This is a genomic window from Actinomycetospora soli (genome assembly GCF_021026295.1).
Taxonomy (GTDB): domain Bacteria; phylum Actinomycetota; class Actinomycetes; order Mycobacteriales; family Pseudonocardiaceae; genus Actinomycetospora; species Actinomycetospora soli.
The window spans coordinates 342,181-360,700 of record NZ_JAJNDA010000003.1 but is presented as its reverse complement, the minus strand read 5'-3'; the positions used below and the strand labels follow the sequence as shown (position 1 = coordinate 360,700).

At 74.5% G+C, this 18,520-nt stretch carries 16 protein-coding genes; 15 read left to right on the top strand and 1 reads right to left on the bottom strand.

Going from position 1 to position 18,520, the window contains the following annotated elements; all coding sequences use genetic code 11:
* The first annotated feature begins 10 nt into the window (after nt 1–10).
* From folC to ndk, 5 genes are all read left to right on the top strand, one after another.
* Entirely contained in the window at nt 11–1,561 is a 1,551-nt protein-coding gene (gene folC, locus LN037_RS06560) for a bifunctional tetrahydrofolate synthase/dihydrofolate synthase (RefSeq protein ID WP_305058215.1), read from the top strand.
* On the top strand, nt 1,558–1,950 hold the full coding sequence (locus LN037_RS06555) for a DUF4233 domain-containing protein (RefSeq protein ID WP_230750975.1): 393 nt from the start codon (nt 1,558–1,560) through the stop codon (nt 1,948–1,950). Before folC ends, LN037_RS06555 begins: the two co-directional genes overlap by 4 nt.
* Nucleotides 1,951–1,967: 17 nt before the next feature.
* Complete coding sequence (locus LN037_RS06550) at nt 1,968–2,141, top strand: hypothetical protein (RefSeq protein WP_230750974.1); 174 nt, start codon at nt 1,968–1,970, stop codon at nt 2,139–2,141.
* Nucleotides 2,142–2,244: 103 nt separating this feature from the next.
* On the top strand, nt 2,245–3,165 hold the full coding sequence (locus tag LN037_RS06545; protein ID WP_230750972.1) for a hypothetical protein: 921 nt from the start codon (nt 2,245–2,247) through the stop codon (nt 3,163–3,165).
* 15 nt (nt 3,166–3,180) lie between these two features.
* On the top strand, nt 3,181–3,588 hold the full coding sequence (gene ndk, locus LN037_RS06540; RefSeq protein ID WP_230750970.1) for a nucleoside-diphosphate kinase: 408 nt from the start codon (nt 3,181–3,183) through the stop codon (nt 3,586–3,588).
* Here ndk and LN037_RS06535 read toward each other — a convergent pair.
* On the bottom strand, nt 3,569–4,465 hold the full coding sequence (locus LN037_RS06535; protein WP_230750968.1) for an alpha/beta fold hydrolase: 897 nt from the start codon (nt 4,463–4,465) through the stop codon (nt 3,569–3,571). The two genes, ndk and LN037_RS06535, sit on opposite strands and share 20 nt — an antisense overlap.
* Before the next feature lie 59 nt (nt 4,466–4,524).
* Here LN037_RS06535 and LN037_RS06530 point away from each other — a divergent pair, with 59 nt between their 5' ends.
* From LN037_RS06530 to LN037_RS06485, 10 genes are all read left to right on the top strand, one after another.
* Nucleotides 4,525–6,549 (top strand): TIGR03960 family B12-binding radical SAM protein, encoded by a 2,025-nt coding sequence (locus LN037_RS06530; protein WP_230750967.1) that lies wholly within the window; start codon nt 4,525–4,527, stop codon nt 6,547–6,549.
* The gene (locus LN037_RS06525) at nt 6,546–7,472 is read left to right on the top strand and encodes a TIGR03936 family radical SAM-associated protein (RefSeq protein ID WP_230750965.1); all 927 of its coding nucleotides are present in this window, start codon (nt 6,546–6,548) and stop codon (nt 7,470–7,472) included. Before LN037_RS06530 ends, LN037_RS06525 begins: the two co-directional genes overlap by 4 nt.
* 135 nt (nt 7,473–7,607) lie before the next feature.
* A complete protein-coding gene (locus tag LN037_RS06520; protein WP_230750963.1) occupies nt 7,608–10,991 on the top strand; it encodes a translation initiation factor IF-2 N-terminal domain-containing protein in 3,384 nt (1,127 codons plus the stop codon).
* A gap of 168 nt (nt 10,992–11,159) precedes the next feature.
* Nucleotides 11,160–11,459, top strand: coding sequence for a 50S ribosomal protein L21 (gene rplU / locus LN037_RS06515; protein WP_230750962.1), 300 nt, complete (start codon nt 11,160–11,162; stop codon nt 11,457–11,459).
* Nucleotides 11,460–11,472: 13 nt separating this feature from the next.
* Nucleotides 11,473–11,730: a 50S ribosomal protein L27 gene (rpmA, locus tag LN037_RS06510; protein WP_230750960.1), complete on the top strand. Its 258-nt coding sequence runs from the start codon at nt 11,473–11,475 to the stop codon at nt 11,728–11,730.
* A gap of 79 nt (nt 11,731–11,809) precedes the next feature.
* Nucleotides 11,810–13,336, top strand: a complete 1,527-nt coding sequence (gene obgE, locus LN037_RS06505) for a GTPase ObgE (RefSeq protein ID WP_230750959.1) — start codon at nt 11,810–11,812, stop codon at nt 13,334–13,336.
* On the top strand, nt 13,333–14,505 hold the full coding sequence (gene proB / locus LN037_RS06500; RefSeq protein ID WP_230750958.1) for a glutamate 5-kinase: 1,173 nt from the start codon (nt 13,333–13,335) through the stop codon (nt 14,503–14,505). The genes obgE and proB overlap by 4 nt, the downstream gene beginning before the upstream one ends.
* A 128-nt stretch (nt 14,506–14,633) precedes the next feature.
* A complete protein-coding gene (locus tag LN037_RS06495; RefSeq protein WP_230750956.1) occupies nt 14,634–15,887 on the top strand; it encodes an aldehyde dehydrogenase family protein in 1,254 nt (417 codons plus the stop codon).
* A gap of 164 nt (nt 15,888–16,051) precedes the next feature.
* On the top strand, nt 16,052–17,365 hold the full coding sequence (locus LN037_RS06490) for a dicarboxylate/amino acid:cation symporter (RefSeq protein ID WP_230750954.1): 1,314 nt from the start codon (nt 16,052–16,054) through the stop codon (nt 17,363–17,365).
* Between the two features lie 217 nt (nt 17,366–17,582).
* The gene (locus LN037_RS06485; RefSeq protein ID WP_230750952.1) at nt 17,583–18,518 is read left to right on the top strand and encodes a hypothetical protein; all 936 of its coding nucleotides are present in this window, start codon (nt 17,583–17,585) and stop codon (nt 18,516–18,518) included.
* The last annotated feature ends 2 nt before the right edge of the window (nt 18,519–18,520 follow it).

Here is an 18,520-nt window from a genome sequence, read left to right as displayed (position 1 = left end):
ATCGGGTTCGATGCGCTACGAGCCCCACACCTTCGGCGGCGACGACACGGACGCCGCGGGCGACACCGACCCGGACGAGATCGCCCAGCTCCTCGCCGCCGCGGGCGGTGACACGACGGCGGGCGGCGGCGCCCTGGCGGACGCCATGGTCCGCACCGGGCCCGACCCGGACGCCGTGCCCGCGGCCGAGCACGACACCGCCGAGGACCTCGCGGCGCTGCGCGAGGTCGAGGCCCAGCTCGACCAGCGATGGCCGGAGACGCGGATCGCGCCCTCGCTCGACCGGATCCGCGCGCTGTGCGACGTCCTCGGCGAGCCGCAACGCTCCTACCCGGTCGTCCACGTCGCGGGCACCAACGGCAAGTCGTCCGTGACCCGCATGATCGACGCGCTGCTGACCCGGATCGGTCCGCGGACCGGCCGGTACACCAGCCCCCACCTGCAGCGGGTCACCGAGCGGATCGCCCTCGACGGGCGCCCGATCTCCGCCCGGCGCTACGTCGAGACGTGGCAGGAGATCGCGCCGTACGTCGGGGTGGTCGACCGGGCCCGGGACGGCGTGGACGGCGTGCACTGCTCGAAGTTCGAGGTGCTCACCGCGATGGCGTTCGCGGCCTTCGCGGACGCGCCGGTCGACGTCGGCGTGATCGAGACCGGCCTCGGCGGGTCCTGGGACGCCACCAACGTCGCCGACGCGGCCGTCGCCGCGATCACCCCGATCGGGCTCGACCACCAGGACTACCTCGGCTCGGACATCCTCGGGATCGCCCGGGAGAAGGCGGGCATCATCAAGCCGGGCTCGGTGGCGCTGCTCGCGCAGCAGACGCCCGAGGTCGCGCAGGTGCTGCTCGAGCGGGCGGTGGAGGTCGACGCCGAGGTCGCGCGCTCGGGGATCGAGTTCGGGGTCCTGGAGCGCTCCGTCGCGGTCGGCGGCCAGCAGCTGCGTCTGCAGGGCCTCGGCGGCGAGTACGACGACATCTACCTGCCGCTGTTCGGCGAGCACCAGGCCGGCAACGCCGCGCTCGCGCTGGCCGCGGTCGAGGCCTTCTTCGGGGCCGGATCCTCGCGCCGCCTGGACCTCGAGGCGGTGCGGGACGCCTTCGCCGCCGTCCGCGTGCCCGGCCGGCTGGAGCGGCTGCGCTCGGCGCCGACCGTGGTCGTGGACGCGGCCCACAACCCGCACGGCGCGGCCGCGGCGGCCGCCGCGGTCAAGGCCGAGTTCTCCTTCCGGCGCCTCGTCGGCGTCGTCGCGATCATGGGGGACAAGGACGCCGACGGGATCCTCGCCGCACTGGAGCCGATCCTCGACGAGATCGTCGTGACCGGGATGTCCTCGCCCCGGGCGATGGACCCCGACCGGCTGGGGGCGCTCGCGGTCGCCCGCTTCGGGTCCGAGCGCGTCGTCGTCGAGACCCGGATGGACGCGGCCCTCGAGACCGCGATCTCGATGTCCGAGGAGACCTCCGACGACGGGGCGACCGCCGGCGGCGGTGTCCTCGTCATCGGCTCCGTGGTCGCGGCCGGCGAGGCCCGCACGCTGCTCGGACGGGAGCCCGCATGACCGCCCCGGAGGAGACCCCGGACGAGCCGCTGCGCCCGCCGGACCCCCGTCGGGCCTTCCGCGGGCCGGCGTCGGCGTGCCTGGTCCTCGAGGCCATCGCGGTGCCGCTCGTGCTGCCGGTGATGAACTACGTCGAGGGCGGCATCACCGCGGCGAAACTCGTGCTCGTGATCGTGCTGACCGTCGGCATGGTGGTCGGCTGCGTGGTGATCCTGAGGCCGTGGGGTCTGGCGTTCGCCGTCGGGCTGCAGGTCCTGATGCTCCTGGGCTGGGTGCTCTCACCCTCGCTGGGCGTCCTCGGGCTGATCTTCTGCCTGGTCTGGGGCCTGATGCTCTGGATGCGCCGCGAGGTGATCCGTCGGCAGGAGGCCTGGTTCGCGTCCCGTTGACCTGCGAGGGTGGGGTGATGGGGTCCGACAACCGTGCCCGTCGCGCCCAGCGCTCGCGGGACAAGACGCGTGAGGTCCGGCGTGCCCGGCGGACCGCGATCGAGGTCGAGGTCGATGTCGACGCGCTCGACCTCGACGACGTCGAGCAGCGCGTCCCCGAGGATCCCCTGCCGGACCCGCTAGGCAGATGATCATGCCGAGTGCGACATCCGCGACGTCGCGCTCGACATGATCAACTGCCTAGCAGCCCGAACAGGGTGGAACCGTGCCGCCCGCGGCGGAGTCCGAGCCGGTGTGGACACCAGCAGACCCTTCCGCCATGCCGACCTGATCGCCTCCGGGGCGTTCACGCGTCATCACGTCGTCGACGGCCGCTTCACATCGCTCTTCCCGGGCGTGTCGGTGGGTCGCGACACCGTCGTCACCATGGCGGTGCGTGCGGCGGGCGCGGCGCTCCTCCACCCTCGTGCGGTGGTCCTGGGGACGGCGGCCGCGGCGCTGTGGGGCTCCCCGGACGACCCGCTCGACGTCACCGTCGATCTCGCCGTCGGTCCGGGTGGCCGGCGGTCCTGCCCGGGCGTGCGCCTGCACCGTCTCGACCTGCCTCCGGAGGAGCTCACCGAGCACCGCGGGGGGCTCCGCTCCTCCACCCCCGCGCGCGCCGCCTACGACCTCGCCCGATGGCTCCCGCGCGGCGAGGCGGTCGTCGCCCTCGACGCGCTCACCCGGCGCACCGGCCTCGCTCCCGACGACGTCCGTGCCGTCGCTGCCGCCCATCGCGGGGATCGCGAGGTCCGGGCCGTGGAACCGGTGCTCGCGTGGGTCGATCCGCGGAGCCCGGACGACGAGGCGTCCCGACGCCGGGTGCGGCTCCTCGCGCGTGGCCTGCCCGTCCCGGTGGTCGAGCAGCGCCTGCTCGACACCGACGGCGGCCTCGTCGCGCGTCTCGCCCTGGCCTGGCCGGAGGCCCGCGTCGGGCTGGGCGGGGACCGCGACGGGTGGGCGCGGGCACGGGCGATCGGGTGGGAGGTGATCCGGCCCGGCGCCCGCGTGGCCGCCGACGACGTGGTGCGCTGGGTCTCGCGTGCCTACGAGCGATGGGACCCGGAACCACGGCTGGGGATGCCGCGCCCCCTGCGGCTCCCGCCCCCGCCGGAGCCGGACGGAACGTGCGACGGCGGTCTCAGTAGGCTCGTCGCGGACAGTCGAGAGTGAACAGAGAGGAGCGCCGTGTCCGACGAGCGCACCCTGGTGCTGGTGAAGCCGGACGGCGTGCAGCGCGGACTGGTCGGTGAGGTCGTCTCGCGCATCGAGCGCAAGGGCCTGCGGCTGGTCTCGCTGGAGCTGAAGAACGTCGAGCGGTCGGTGGCCGAGCAGCACTACGCCGAGCACGCCGAGCGCCCCTTCTTCGGGGAGCTCATCGAGTTCATCACCTCCGGTCCGGTCGCCGCGATGGTCGTCGAGGGCCCGCGGGCGATCGCCGCGTTCCGGCAGATCGCGGGCGGCACCGACCCGGTGGAGAAGGCCACGCCCGGCTCGCTGCGCGGGGACCTGGCGCTCGAGACCGGCTCGAACATCGTGCACGGTTCGGACTCGCCGGAGTCGGCCGAGCGCGAGATCAAGCTCTGGTTCGGCTGATCCCGGAGACCCGGACGATCCCGTCCACGACGGCGGGCCACGAGGCCCGCGCGAGGTCGTGACCCATCCCCGGCAGCTCGAGCAGCTCGGCGCCGGGGATGGCGGCGGCGGTGGCCCGGCCACCGTCGGGACGGATGACCGTGTCCGCGGCCCCGTGGATCACGAGCGCGGGCATCCGCAGTCCGTGCAGGTCGGCCGTGCGGTCGCGCTCGCCCACGCACGCGGCGAGCTGACGACCGCCGCCCTGCCCGTCGTGCGCCACCGTCGCCTCCCGGCCGGCGGCGCGGCGCATCGTCACGCGCACGTCCTCGTCGTCCTCCGCGGTGCGGGTCGTGGACCCGATGCGGCGGAACGTGCGGACCATGTCCTCGACGGGGTCGGACGCGGGCGGCCGCAGGAAGTCGGGGACCCGGCGCCACGAGACCTTCCCGGTCCGGCCGTCGCCGGGGCGGCCCATGATCGACGTCAGGGACAGGGTCCGGTCCGGGTGCCGGATCGCGACCTCCTGGGCCACCATCGCGCCCAGGGACGCCCCCACGACGTGCGCCCGGCCGGCGGGCACGAGCTCGGCGATCACCGCCGCCGCGTCGTCGGCCATGTCGCCCAGCGAGTAGACCGGGCGGGCGCGCCGCGTCAGGAAGCCCCACGGCGAGATGCCGGCCCCGGTGACGTGGGAGGAGCGGCCGACGTCGCGGTTGTCGAACCGGACGACGTACCGGCCGCGGGCGGCGAGCGCCGCGCAGAAGTCCTCGCGCCACCAGTCGTAGCTCAGCCCGAGGCCCATGATCAGCAGGACGGCCGGATCGTCGGGCGAGCCCGTCGTCGTCGTGCAGATCCGCAGGTCGCCGGAGCGGACGACGCGCTCGGTGCCGGTCACGGGAGATCGTTCGCCCGCGCGCGCAGGGCGGTTCACGGTCACGTTTACCCTGGAGAACCATGTCCCTCGATCTGTCGACCGCGCCGGAGTCGGTGTACGACCGGCTCGAGCCGCTGCTGCCCCGGGTGCGCAAGCCCGTGCAGTACGTCGGCGGTGAGCGCAACGCGACGGTGACGCCGTGGGAGGACGCCGACGTCCACTGGGCGCTCTGCTACCCCGACGCCTACGAGGTCGGCCTCCCGAACCAGGGCCTCATGATCCTCTACGAGGTCCTCAACGAGCGCCCGGACGCCCTGGCCGAGCGCACGTACGCGGTGTGGCCGGACCTCGCCGCGCTGATGCGCGAGCACGGCGTCCCGCAGTTCACGGTGGACGCGCACCGCCCCGTCGCGGCGTTCGACGTCCTCGGCGTCTCGTTCGCGACCGAGCTCGGCTACACGAACCTGCTCGAGATCCTCGACCTCGCCGGCGTGCCCCTGCACGCCGCCGACCGGTCCGCCGAGCACCCGCTCGTGCTCGCGGGCGGCCACGCCGCCTTCAACCCGGAGCCGATCGCCGACTTCGTCGACCTCGTCGCGCTCGGGGACGGCGAGGAGGTCGTCGGGGACATCACCGACGTCGTCCGGGCGGCGAAGGCGGAGGGCCTCTCGCGCCACGAGACGCTCGAGCGGCTCGCCGGCGTCCCGGGCGTCTACGTCCCCGCGCTCTACGCCGTCGACTACCACGACGACGGCTCCATCGCCGCCGTGCGACCGACCTCGCCGGCGGCGCCGGAGCGCATCCACAAGCGCACCACCAGCGACCTCGACGACTGGCCGTACCCGAAGAAGCCGCTCGTCCCGATGGCGGAGACCGTCCACGAGCGGATGAGCGTGGAGATCTTCCGCGGCTGCACGCGCGGCTGCCGGTTCTGCCAGGCCGGGATGATCACGCGGCCGGTGCGCGAGCGCTCCAAGCAGGGCGTCTCGGAGATGGTCGAGTCCGGGCTCGCCGCGTCGGGCTACTCCGAGGTGGGCCTGCTCTCGCTGTCCAGCGCCGACCACTCGGAGATCGGCGAGATCGCGAAGGGCCTCGCCGACCGCTACGAGGGCACCGGCACGGGCCTCTCGCTGCCCTCCACCCGCGTGGACGCCTTCAACGTCGACCTCGCCGAGGAGCTGACCCGCTCCGGACGGCGGTCGGGGCTGACCTTCGCGCCCGAGGGCGGCTCGGAGCGGCTCCGCCGGGTGATCAACAAGATGGTCTCCGAAGAGGAGCTCATCGCCACCGTGGCGACGGCCTACGAGCACGGCTGGCGCCAGGTGAAGCTGTACTTCATGTGCGGTCTGCCCACCGAGACCGACGAGGACGTGCTGCAGATCGCGGCCATGGCCCACGAAGTCGTCCGCACCGGGCGCAAGGCGGCCGGCCGCGGGGACGTGCGGGCCACGGTGTCGATCGGCGCCTTCGTGCCCAAGCCGCACACCCCGTTCCAGTGGGCGGCGCAGACCGCGCCCGAGGTCGTCGACGACCGGCTGCGCAAGCTCCGCGAGGCGATCAACTCCGACCGGTCGCTGGGCCGCAACGTCGGCCTGCGCTACCACGACGGGCAGCCCTCGCTGATCGAGGGACTGCTCTCCCGCGGCGACCGCCGGGTCGGGCGCGTGATCGAGGCGGTCTGGCGCGACGGCGGGCACTTCGACGGCTGGAGCGAGTACTTCTCGTTCGAGCGCTGGGAGACCGCGGCCGCCCAGCAGCTCCCGTCGCAGGGGGTGGACCTGTTCTGGTTCACCACCCGCGAGCGCGACGAGCACGAGGTCCTGCCCTGGGACCACCTCGACTCCGGTCTGGACCGGGGCTGGCTCTGGGACGACTGGCAGGACGCGCTGGACTCCCGGGAGCAGGACGACTGCCGCTGGACGCCGTGCTTCGACTGCGGCGTCTGCCCGCAGATGGGCACCGAGATCCAGATCGGCCCGACGGCGGGGGAGATGGCCCCGGGCCGGATGCTGCCGCTGACGCCGGTGGAGACCCGGACCTCGACGCCGGTGCACAACCCGAGGCTGTCCGGGGCGGGCGGAGCGACGGGGCAGGACCCGCGATGAGCTACAAGGGCGAGGCCGCGCACCCATCGGCGCCGACCGTGGCGAAGGTGCGGATGCGGTTCGCGAAGCGCGGCCGCGCCCGGTTCAGCTCCCACCGCGACGTCGCCCGGGCGATGGAGTGGGCGCTGCGCCGCGCGGGCGTGCCCGTCTCGCTGTCCCAGGGGTTCAGCCCGCACCCGCGCCTGTCGTGGATCGGGGCGTCGCCGACGGGCGCGGCGAGCGAGGCCGAGTTCGTCGAGATCGGGCTGACCGTCGACCTGGACCCCGCGGCGGTCGCCCGCGAGGTCGGGGCGGTGCTGCCGGAGGGCCTCGTCGTCCTGGACGTCGTGCGGTCCGGGCCGGGCGCCCTCGCCGACCGGATCGACGGCTCGTCCTGGCGGATCGAGCTGCCCGGGGTGGCCCCGGCCGACCTCGGTGACGCCGTGGCGGCGCTGCTGGACTCCGACGTCGTCGAGGTCGAGCGGATGACCAAGAACGGTCCGCGGACCCTCGACGTCCGCTCGGCGCTCGTGTCGCTGGTCGTCGAGGACCCGCCGGCGGAACCGTCGCGGGATGCCGTCGACGACGTCACGGACGCGCACGACGAGCGTCACCCGAACGATGAAGCGACAGGGGACGACACGCGGACGACACGCCCGTCGGCGGACACGGCGGTGCGCAGCGGAGCGGAGCCGACGCGCGGAACGCGGGACACCGACCGCCGAACGCATGCGCGCTCGGCGGTGTGTGGGACACTGTCGGCGGTCGTACGGCACACCACGCCGGCTGTACGACCCGACGACGTGGTGAGCGCGCTGCGTATCGTCGCCGGGCTGGAGCCGCCCGTCCCCGTCAGGTCGACGAGGACGGCGCAGGGCCGGCTCGACGACGACGGAGCGCTGCTCGACCCGCTCGAGGCGGACCGCGACCCGATCGGTCGCTGACCCCGTCCCGGGTGGACACGTCCCGGAGATTCCCGGGGGTCGCCCGTCCGTCGGACGGCCGCCGCCAGGCGAGACCACGCGATGCCCTCGTGTGGCCGCGACCGCGAGGTCGCGCCCGGGGGCCGAAGGAGTTGCATGTCCGAGAACGACGCACACCCCGAGGCGTCATCACAGCCCGCCGACACCGCGTCGGGCAGTCCGGGTCGACCCGACGAGGCGGCGCTCGCCGCGCTCCCCGAGAAGCTGCGGGTCCACGCCCTCGCGCGGCTGGTCGGCTCGTCGAGCCGTGAGGTGCTCGCGCTGCTCGCCCGGCTCGAGGTCGCCGCGCGCAGCGCCCAGTCCAGCGTCGACCGCGCGACCGTCTCCCAGGTCGTCGAGTACTTCTTCCCCAGCGAGCCGCCGCCCGCCGAGGCCGTGGCGGACGCCGCCGAGGCCTCCGAGGCCACGGTCCAGCCGGAGACGCTCCCCGACATCCCCGCCGACCTGACCCTCGACGACCCGGCGGCGGACGCCGAGCCGCGGGTCACCGGGGCGATCACGGCCGCCCCCGCGGCCCCGGCGGCGCTCTTCCTCGCGCCCGACGCGGCCACCCCCGCCCGGGGCGGCGGCGACACCGACGAGGCCGAGTCCGGCGGCGGCCGTCGCCGGCGCCGTGGCAGCCGGTCCGCCGGGGTCGTGACGCCGGGTCAGGGCGAGCCGGGCGAGGACCGCGCGACGCCCGACGAGTCGACCGACGAGGACACCTCCACCGGGTCCGGCCCGGCCGCCGACGGCACCGACTCCGAGTCCGACGACGACTCCGGGCGCCGCCGCCGTCGTCGCGGCCGCCGTGGTCGTGGCCGCGGGCGGGGTGGCGACGAGGCGAACGGCGACGACGACGCGACCGACGAGTCCGAGGACTCCGAGGACGGCGAGGACACCGACGACCAGGACTCCGACGACGCCGAGGACCAGGGCGACACCTCGTCCGACGACTCCTCGGAGTCGGGCTCCTCGCGCCGTCGTCGTCGGCGTCGCCGCCGCGGGTCGGACGACTCGTCGGACGCCGCATCGTCGAACGACGACCCGCCGAACACCGTCACCCACGTCCGCGAGAAGGCGGAGAAGGCGGACAAGGCCGACAAGGCCGACAAGGAGCCGCGCCGCTCCAGCGACGACGAGGTCAAGGGCGTCAAGGGCTCCACCCGCCTCGAGGCCAAGCGGCAGCGTCGTCGCGACGGCCGCGAGGCCGGGCGGCGTCGCCCCTCGATCCTCTCGGAATCGGAGTTCCTGGCCCGTCGCGAGGCCGTCGAGCGGACCATGGTCGTGCGCCAGCAGGCCGACCGGAACCAGATCGGCGTCCTCGAGGACGGCGTGCTCGTCGAGCACTTCGTCGCGGGCAGCGGCCAGAACTCGATGGTCGGCAACGTCTACCTCGGCCGCGTGCAGAACGTGCTGCCCTCGATGGAGGCGGCGTTCGTCGACATCGGCCGCGGGCGCAACGCGGTGCTCTACGCGGGCGAGGTCAACTGGGACGCCGCCGGGCTCGACGGCAAGCAGCGCAAGATCGAGCACGCCCTCTCCTCGGGCGACGCGGTGCTGGTCCAGGTGACCAAGGACCCGGTCGGCCACAAGGGCGCGCGCCTCACGACGCAGATCAGCCTGCCCGGCCGCTTCCTCGTCTACGTCCCCGGCGGCGGCGCCACCGGCATCAGCCGCAAGCTGCCCGAGCCGGAGCGCAAGCGCCTCAAGGAGATCCTCAAGCGGATCGTCCCCGACGAGGCCGGGGTCATCATCCGCACGGCCGCGGAGGGCATCGAGGAGGCCGAGCTCGAGGCCGACGTGCGTCGCCTGGCGGCGCAGTGGGAGGTCATCGAGCAGACCGGCCGGGAGGCGGCCGAGGGCAAGGGCAAGAACGGCAAGAAGTCCGGCCCGAAGGCGCCCTCGCTCGTGCACGAGGAGCCCGACCTGCTGATCCGGGTCGTGCGCGACATGTTCAACGAGGACTTCTCCTCGCTGGTCATCTCGGGCGAGCAGGCCTGGGAGACCCTCGAGGGCTACATCTCGCACGTCGCCCCCGAGCTGGTGCCGCGCCTGTCGCGCCACATCGGACCCGAGGACGTGTTCAGCGCCTACCGGATCGACGAGCAGCTGATGAAGGCCCTCGACCGCAAGGTCTGGCTGCCCTCGGGCGGCACGCTGGTGATCGACCGCACCGAGGCCATGACGGTGGTCGACGTCAACACCGGCAAGTTCACCGGCTCCGGGGGCAACCTCGAGGAGACGGTGACCCGCAACAACCTCGAGGCCGCCGAGGAGGTCGTGCGCCAGCTCCGGCTGCGCGACATCGGCGGCATGATCGTCATCGACTTCATCGACATGGTCCTGGAGTCGAACCGCGACCTGGTGCTGCGCCGGCTCACCGAGTGCCTGGGCCGCGACCGCACCCGCCACCAGGTCGCCGAGGTCACCTCCCTCGGCCTGGTGCAGATGACCCGCAAGCGCGTCGGTCAGGGCCTGCTCGACGAGTTCTCCACGGTCTGCGAGCACTGCAAGGGCCGCGGTGTGATCGTGCAGACCGAGCCGGTCACGGGTGTGAGCGGCACCGGCCACACCCACGAGTCCACGAAGGCCGCCGCGGCGCCGGCGCCCGAGGCCGGGACCTCGAACGGGTCCGCCGGGGCGAACGGCTCGAACGGGTCGGGCTCGGGTCGCCGCCGGGGACGGGGTCGCCGCGGCGCCTCGTCCGAGGGCGGGACGCCGAACACCGTCGTCGCGAGCGCGAACGGCCACGAGGGCCCGGTGCCGAGCCCCGCCGACGTGGCGGCCCGCCGCTCGTCCGCGGCGGACGACGCGGAGGAGCCCGAGGTGGAGCTCGAGGCCGAGCTCGCCGAGGAGTCCACCGGGTCCGTCGAGGAGACCACCGGGACCACCACGGCGGTGACGCCGGACGCGGAGGCGACCGCCGAGGACGCGGACGCCCCCGAGGTCGCCCTGGAGGCCGACCTGGCCGAGGAGTCGGCGGCGACCGACGGGACCGCGGGCGACACGACCGACACGGGCGGCGTGACCGTGGCGTCGTCGGCGGCGACCGAGGACGTGGCCGAGGAGCCGGAGGTCGCGCTCGAGGCCGACCTCGCCGAGGAGTCGACGGGCACCCCGGAACCGGCCGGCGAGGCCGCTGCCGGGGACTCGGAGCGCTCCGGGGAGCCCGTGGAGCCGGCCGAGCCCGCCGGGCCCGTCGGGCCCGTCGTGGCCGCCGGCCCGGCGTCGGAGGAGCCCGACCAGCCGGAGGAGCCGTTCATCACCGGCCGGATCGGGGCCATGGCGCCGCCGCGGCCCGCGGCGGCGGAGGCCGACGCCTCCACGTCGTCGGCGTCCACCGTCTCGGTGGCGTCGATCGAGTCCGACGAGGCCGCCGCCGGCGGTCCCGACGGGACCGCACCCGCCGTCGGGAACGCGGAGCCCGCCCCGAAGCGGCAGCGGCGGCGGGGCGCGTCCCGTCCCGCGGGGCCGCCCGTGGCGGTCGGCGGGAACTGATCCCACGAGGCCGGTCCGGCGACCCCGACCACGGGGGAGCCGGACCGGGCGGGTATCGTGGAGCGAGCAGTGCCGGGGTGGACCACGTCGGCACACGGTGAGGCGCCCCGGAGGGCGGGCCTCCCGACCCAGACAGAACGTCCAGTACGACAGGAGCCTGCGTCCGAGATGTACGCGATCGTGAAGACCGGCGGCAAGCAGTACAAGGTCGCGGTCGGCGACGTCCTCGACGTGGAGCTGCTGGACGGCGACTCGGTCGACCTGCAGCCCGTGCTCGTCGTCGACGGTTCGACCGTCCTGTCCTCGGCCGACGACCTGGCGAAGGTGTCGATCACCGGCACCGTCCGCGGTGAGGTCAAGGGCCCGAAGATCAAGATCATGAAGTACAAGAACAAGACCGGCTACAAGCGGCGCGTCGGCCACCGTCAGCGCTACAGCCAGGTCGAGATCACCGGCATCTCGAAGTAGGGGAGCGGAACACATGGCTCACAAGAAGGGTGCATCCAGCTCCCGCAACGGTCGCGACTCCAACGCCCAGCGGCTCGGGGTCAAGCGCTTCGGCGGCCAGGTCGTCAAGGCCGGCGAGATCCTCGTCCGCCAGCGCGGCACCAAGTTCCACCCCGGCGTCGGCGTCGGCCGCGGCGGGGACGACACGCTGTTCGCCCTGATCCCGGGCGCCGTCACCTTCGGCACCAAGGGTGGGCGCAAGAACGTCAACATCGTGCCGGTCGAGGCCTGAGCCTCTTCCAGCAGCAGCACACCAGGCGAGGGGCGGGCCCGAATCGGGTCCGCCCCTTCGTCTGTGTCAGGAAGGCATCATGGCTCGTTTCGTCGACCGCGTGACGCTCCACGTGACCGCCGGTTCCGGTGGGCACGGCTGCGCCTCGATCCGCCGCGAGAAGTTCGTCCCGCTCGGCGGCCCGGACGGGGGCAACGGCGGGCGCGGCGGCGACGTCGTGCTGGTCGCGGACCCGGGGGTGCACACGCTCCTGGACTTCCACCACCGGCCGCACGCCGTCGCCGGCAACGGCCGTCCCGGCATGGGCGCGTTCCGCAACGGCGCGAACGCCGAGGACGTCGAGCTCGCCGTGCCCGAGGGCACCGTCGTGATGTCGCCCGACGGTGAGGTGCTGGGCGACCTCAACGTCCCCGGCATGCGCTTCGTGGCCGTGGCGGGCGGCCGTGGAGGCCTGGGCAACGCCGCGCTCGCCGGCCCGACCCGCAAGGCGCCCGGGTTCGCGCTGCTCGGCGAGCCCGGGGACTCCCGCGACCTCGTGCTCGAGCTGCGGTCGATGGCCGACGTCGGGCTGCTGGGCTTCCCGAGCGCCGGCAAGTCGTCGCTGGTCTCCGCGCTGTCCGCCGCCCGGCCCAAGATCGCCGACTACCCGTTCACCACGCTGACGCCCCACCTCGGCGTCGTCAGCGCCGGGGACACCACCTTCACCGTCGCGGACGTGCCGGGCCTCATCCCCGGCGCCTCCGGCGGCAAGGGCCTCGGCCTGGACTTCCTGCGGCACATCGAGCGGTGCTCGGTGCTCGTGCACGTCGTCGACTGCGCGACCTTCGAGACCGACCGGGACCCGGTGTCCGACATCCGCGCGCTCGAGGCCGAGCTCGCCGCGTACACCCCGGCGCTGGGCACCGACCTCTCGGAGCGGCCGCGGATCGTCGCACTGAACAAGATGGACGTGCCCGACGCGGCGGACCTCGCCGAGCTGGTGCGGCCGGACGTCGAGGCGTTCGGCTGGCCCGTCGTCGAGATCTCGACCGCCGCGCACACCGGCCTGCGGGAGCTCACCTTCCTCATGGCGGGGGCCGTCGAGGAGGCGCGCCGGACCGCGCTCGTCACCGTCCCGCCGCGTGTGGTGCTGCGCCCGAAGGCGGTCGACGACGCCGGATTCACCGTCGTCGCCGACACCTCCGTCGACCCCGTGGAGGGGCCGGCGTGGCTGGTGCGCGGCGAGAAGCCCGAGCGCTGGGTGCGCCAGACCGACTTCGCCAACGACGAGGCCGTCGGCTACCTCGCGGACCGGCTCGCCAAGCTGGGCGTGGAGGAGGCCCTCGCGGAGGCCGGCGCCTCGGCGGGGGACATGGTCACCATCGGGGTGCACACCTTCGACTGGGAGCCGTCCACACCGGCCGGGGTGGCGGCGCTCGGCGGTCCGGTGCAGTCCGGCAACCGCGGGACCGACGCGCGCCTGGACAACGTCGGCCGGGCCGAGCGGTCGTCGGCGGCCGAGCGCAAGGCCGCCCGGTCGGAGCGCCGCCGGCACCGGGACGACACCGAACTCGGCGTCGCGTCGTGGGCCGACGGCGGAGACTCCTACGGGTGGGACGAGGAGTGAGCGGAGCGACGGGGAACGGCTCCGCCCGCGCCGTGGTGCAGGAGGCGCGGCGGCTGGTCGTCAAGGTCGGCTCGTCGTCGCTGACCAGCGTCTCCGGCGGGCTCGACGTCTCGCGGCTCGACGCGCTCGTCGACGCGGTCGCGGAGCGGGCGGCGACCGGGACCCAGGTGATCCTCGTGTCCTCCGGCGCGATCGCGGCCGGGCTGTCGCCGCTCGGGCTCGCCCGCCGTCCCCGTGACCTCGCCACCCAGCAGGCGGCCGCCTCGGTCGGCCAGCTCCACCTCACCCGGGCCTACGCGGACGCCTTCGCGCGCCACGAGCGGGTGGTCGGCCAGGTCCTGCTGACCAGCCACGACGTGGTCCGCCGCGCGCCGTACCGGAACGCGCAGCGGACGTTCGAGCGGCTGCTCGGGCTCGGCGTGGTCCCGGTGGTCAACGAGAACGACACCGTGGCCACCGACGAGATCCGGTTCGGCGACAACGACCGGCTCGCCGCGCTCGTCGCGCACATCGTCGGGGCGGACGCGCTCGTACTGCTCTCCGACGTCGAGGGCGTCTACGACGACGACCCGCGCGTCCCGGGCGCGGTGATGATCGACGAGGTGCACGGGATGGCCGACCTCGCCGCGGTGCGGGTCGCGAAGCCGGGCGCCTCGTCGGTCGGCACGGGCGGGATGGCCTCCAAGCTCGCGGCGGCCGACCTCGCCTCCGGCGCCGGGGTGCCGGTCCTCGTCGCGGGCGCCGCGCACGCCGCCGCGGCCCTCGGGCCGGGCGACGTCGGCACCGTGTTCGCCCCCACCGGGCCGCGCCTGTCCGCGCGCCGCTTCTGGCTGCGGCACATGGCCGGTTCGCACGGGCGCCTGCATCTCGACGACGGGGCGGTGCAGGCCATCACGTCCGGGCCGGCCGCGCGGCGGCGCTCCCTGCTCGCGGCGGGCATCACCGGGTCGGACGGCGACTTCGAGGCCGGGGACGTGGTCGACCTCGTCGGGCCCCGGGGCGAGACGGTCGCCCGCGGGGTCGTGGCGTTCGACTCCGAGGAGATGCCGGAGCTCGTCGGTCGCAAGACCCGCGACCTGGCGCCGGAGCACCGCCGCGAGGTCGTGCACGCCGACGACCTGGTGCCGGTCGGGCGCCGGGACGTGCCGGAGTCGGCGGCGCAGGTCTAGGGGCGGCCCGGGATGTCAGCGGTGGCACACGGCTGACGTCAGGTGTCAGCCGTGGCCCACGGCTGACGCCCCACCCGACCCGACCCGCCGTCGGGAAACCGCCGTGCCGAGATCGGCATACTGGGCCGATGAGCACTCCCGCCGACATCGTGACCGACTGCGGCGAGCGCGCGGCCGCCGCCGCACCGGCGATGGCGGCCGCGGACGACGCGCAGATCGCCACCGCGCTGCGGGGGATGGCCGACCTGCTCGTGTCGAAGGCCCCCACGCTCGCCGTCGCGAACGCCGCCGACCTCGCCGCCGCGCAGGACGCCGGGATGACGGGCGCCCTGCTCGACCGGCTGCGCCTCGACGAGGGGCGGCTGGCGACGATGGCCGAGTCGCTGCGCATCCTCGCCGACGTGCCGGTGCCGCCCCGGGACACGGTGGTCGAGGAGCGCCCGGACGGGCTGCGGCTGATCGAGCGGCGCCGACCGGTCGGGGTGATCGGCGCGAACTTCGAGGCCCGCCCGAACGTGGTGGTCGACGTGGCCTCGCAGCTGGTCAAGTCGCGGAACGCGGGCGTGCTGCGCACCGGCGGCGCGGCGCTGGCGTCGGCGAGCGCGCTGATGGCGGACGTCGTGGGGCCGGCCCTCGCGGCGGCCGGGCTGCCGGCGGACGCGGTGACGCTGGTCGGCGACGCGAGCCGGGAGTGCGCGGTCGAACTGGTGCGCCGCCCGGGCCTGATCCCGCTGGTGATCCTCCGTGGCTCGGGGGAGACCACCCGGTCGCTGGGCCTGGAGGCGGCGCAGCACGGGGTGCGGACGCTCGCCCACGCCGACGGTGGCGGGGTCCTCTACGTCGACCGGGCGGCCGATCCCGACCTGGCGGCGAAGCTCGTCACGGATTCGGTCGACCGGCTCGGGGTGTGCAACCGGCTGAACCTGCTGCTCGTGGACGCCCCGCAGTGGGACACGGTGACGCCGATCCTGGTCAAGCTGCTCGCCGACGCCGGGGTCACCGCCTCGCTGCCGCCGCACGAGCACGCCCTCGGGCACGAGTGGGCCCTCGACGACGGGCACGAGGCGACGGTGACGGTGGCGCCCGCGTCCGGACCGGCCGACGCCGCCGCGATCGCCAACCGCGAGACCTCGGGGCTGGCGGCCACCGTGGTCTCCGCGGACGAGGCGGCGGCGCGCACGTTCCTCGACACCTACGCGGGCACCGGCGCCTTCTGGAACGCCACCACCCGCCTCCTCGACGGGTTCAAGCTGCGCCGCGTGCCCGAGACCGGCATCAACGTCGACCACGTGCCCGGCCCGCGCGGCCCGGTGGTGTTCACCGACCTCGTGCTGCGGCAGTTCGTGGTGGTCCCGGCGTCCACGGCCGTCGGGCTGAGGTAGTCGCCACACGGCAGGAACACCGTGCGCGACGCGGGCGTTGTGGTGCTCGTGCGCGGGAGAGGTACGTACCTGGTGCGACGGCGGGTCATCGACCTGGGCCGTCGGGTGGTCAGCGGCTGTCGCCCCTGACCCCGTCCCGACCCGTCGTCCGCAAAGGAACCCCGTTGTCCCTCGTCGTCCGAGCCGCACGCGCCTGGAAGGCGCCCCGCGTGTTCGCCCTCCTCACCCTCGCCGGGCTCGTGCTCGGCGCCCTGCTCGGGATCGTGGCCCGCGTCTCCGGGGCCGACTGGCTCGCCTCGACGCTCGACACCATCGGCACCGTGTTCACGAACCTGCTGCAGTTCACGGTGGCGCCGCTGGTGTTCCTCGCGATCGTCGTGGGCATCGTCAGCCTCCGGGACCTCGGCGGCGGCCGCACCGCGGCCCGGCTGGGCGGGCGCACCGTCGCCTGGTTCGCCGGCACGTCGCTCATCGCCGTGGTCGTCGGCCTCGCGATCGGCCTGGTGTTCCGCCCGGGCGAGGGTCTGTCGCTGACCGCCGACCCCGCCGACCTCGCGAAGGTCGAGGGCCGCACGGCCGGCTCCTGGAGCGCCTTCCTCACCGATCTCGTGCCGGCCAATCCGCTCGCGGCGTTCGCCGAGAACAACGTCCTCCAGGTGGTCGTGGCGGCGCTGCTCGTGGGCGCGGCCGCCTACGCCCTCGGGGAGAAGGCCGAGCCGTTCGTCGCGTTCTCGCGGTCGGCCTTCGAGATCGTCCTGACCGTCATCCGCGGCATCATCGTGCTCGCCCCCATCGGCGTGCTCGGCCTCATCGGCAACGCGTTCGCGACGTACGGCAGCGGCGTGGTCGGCTCGCTCTTCGGCCTGATCGGCACCGTCTACCTCGGGTGCGCACTGGTGCTGTTCGTCGTCTACCCGGTGCTGCTGCGCCTCGTCGCCGGCATCGGCCCGCGCCGCTTCTTCGGCGTGACCTGGCCGACCCTGCAGTTCGCCTTCGTCTCCCGCTCCTCGGGCGCCTCGCTGCCCTTCTCCCGCCAGGCCGCGATCGACCTCGGCGTCGAGCGCAACTACGCGGGCTTCGCGGTGCCGCTGGGCTCGACCACGAAGATGGACGGCTGCGCCGCCGTGTACCCGGCGCTCGCCACCATCTTCATCGCGCACCTCGCCGGGATGCCGCTCGCGGTGTGGCAGTACGTGGTGATCGCCGCGGTGGCCGTCTTCGGGGCCCTCGCGACGGCGGGGACCACCGGCTGGTTCACCATGCTCACGCTGACCCTGGCCGCCGTGGGCATGCCGCCCGCGGTGATCGCGGCCGGCATCGCGGTGATCATCGGGATCGACCCGATCATGGACATGATGCGGACCGCCACGAACGTCGCCGGGCAGATCACGGTGCCGACGCTCGTCGCCGCCCAGGAGGGTCTGCTGGAGGAGCGCACCGAGGAGTCGGGGTCGGACGCGGTGCCCCAGCCCGCCTGACGCGGGCCACGGCCGGGCACCGTGGTGCCCGGCCGCTCCCCCCCAGCGGCCGTGGCCGGCCGGAGCCGGCCACGGTTGACGGCCCGTCCCCCCTCGCGCCGTCCCGCACAGAGATACCGAGAAGATCGGGTCGCGCGCCACCCGCGCCGAAAAGGTCGACACGAAGGCCCGCCCGACCAGGTATTTCTCTCCCACGCGTGCGGCATAGTGACAACCCATGGGGGAGCAGGGGGAGGGGCCGCGACGGGGGGAACCGGGACGGCGGCCCACACGGGTGGAACGCGACGGCACACCGCGCCGGGAGCTGGCGCACTGGCTGCGCGCCGCACTGACCGAACTCGGGGAACCGACGCTCGACACGATCCTCGCGCGGTTCCCGGAGAACGTCCGACTGAGCCGCTCGGCCCTCGCGAAGGCGCTGCGCGGGGAGACGTTCCCCGACCTGCCGCTCGTGCGGGCGGTGCTGCGGGCGGCCGGGGCGGACGACGACGAGGTCGAGTCGTGGAGCGCCTACTGGGCGCACCTGCACGACCTCGAGACCCGTCGTCGCGCCGGCGAGGCGGTGACCGCGGACCCGCCGCCCTGGGCGGCCGAGGCGGCGCCGCGCGCCGTCGTCGCGCCCGAGCGGCCCGCTCCGGCGCCGCAGCCCGCACCGTCCTCCCGACGTCGGGTGCCGGTGGCGCTCGTCGCCGTGGTCTCCCTGCTGCTCGGCGCCGGTGTGGCGCTGGGCGCGGTGGCCCTGGCGACGTGGCCCGGGCCGCGGGAGCCGGCCTCCGCGACGATCCTCGATCCCGTCACCACCACGGTGCCGAAGACCTTCCGCACGGGCGGCAGCTACAACGGGCTGCCCGAGGGCACCCTGCTGTGGGCGACCACGTTCGACCCGGGCACCGGGCGTTTCTTCCCGCAGGACAAGCCGTGCGTCACCCGCACCGACGAGACCTTCGACTGCGGGCAGTACTACCTCGGCCGCCAGTTCGACCCCGACACCGCGACGTACCGCATCGACCTGTTCTTCGCCGACGCCGCGGCCAGCAACGCCCTGCTGCAGTACCAGATCGACAAGGGCGGACCCGACGGGCCGAACCCCGGGATGGCGCAGTTGCCGGCCGGGACGACGATCATCGGGACCCGGACCTACGTCCGGTCCTGAGG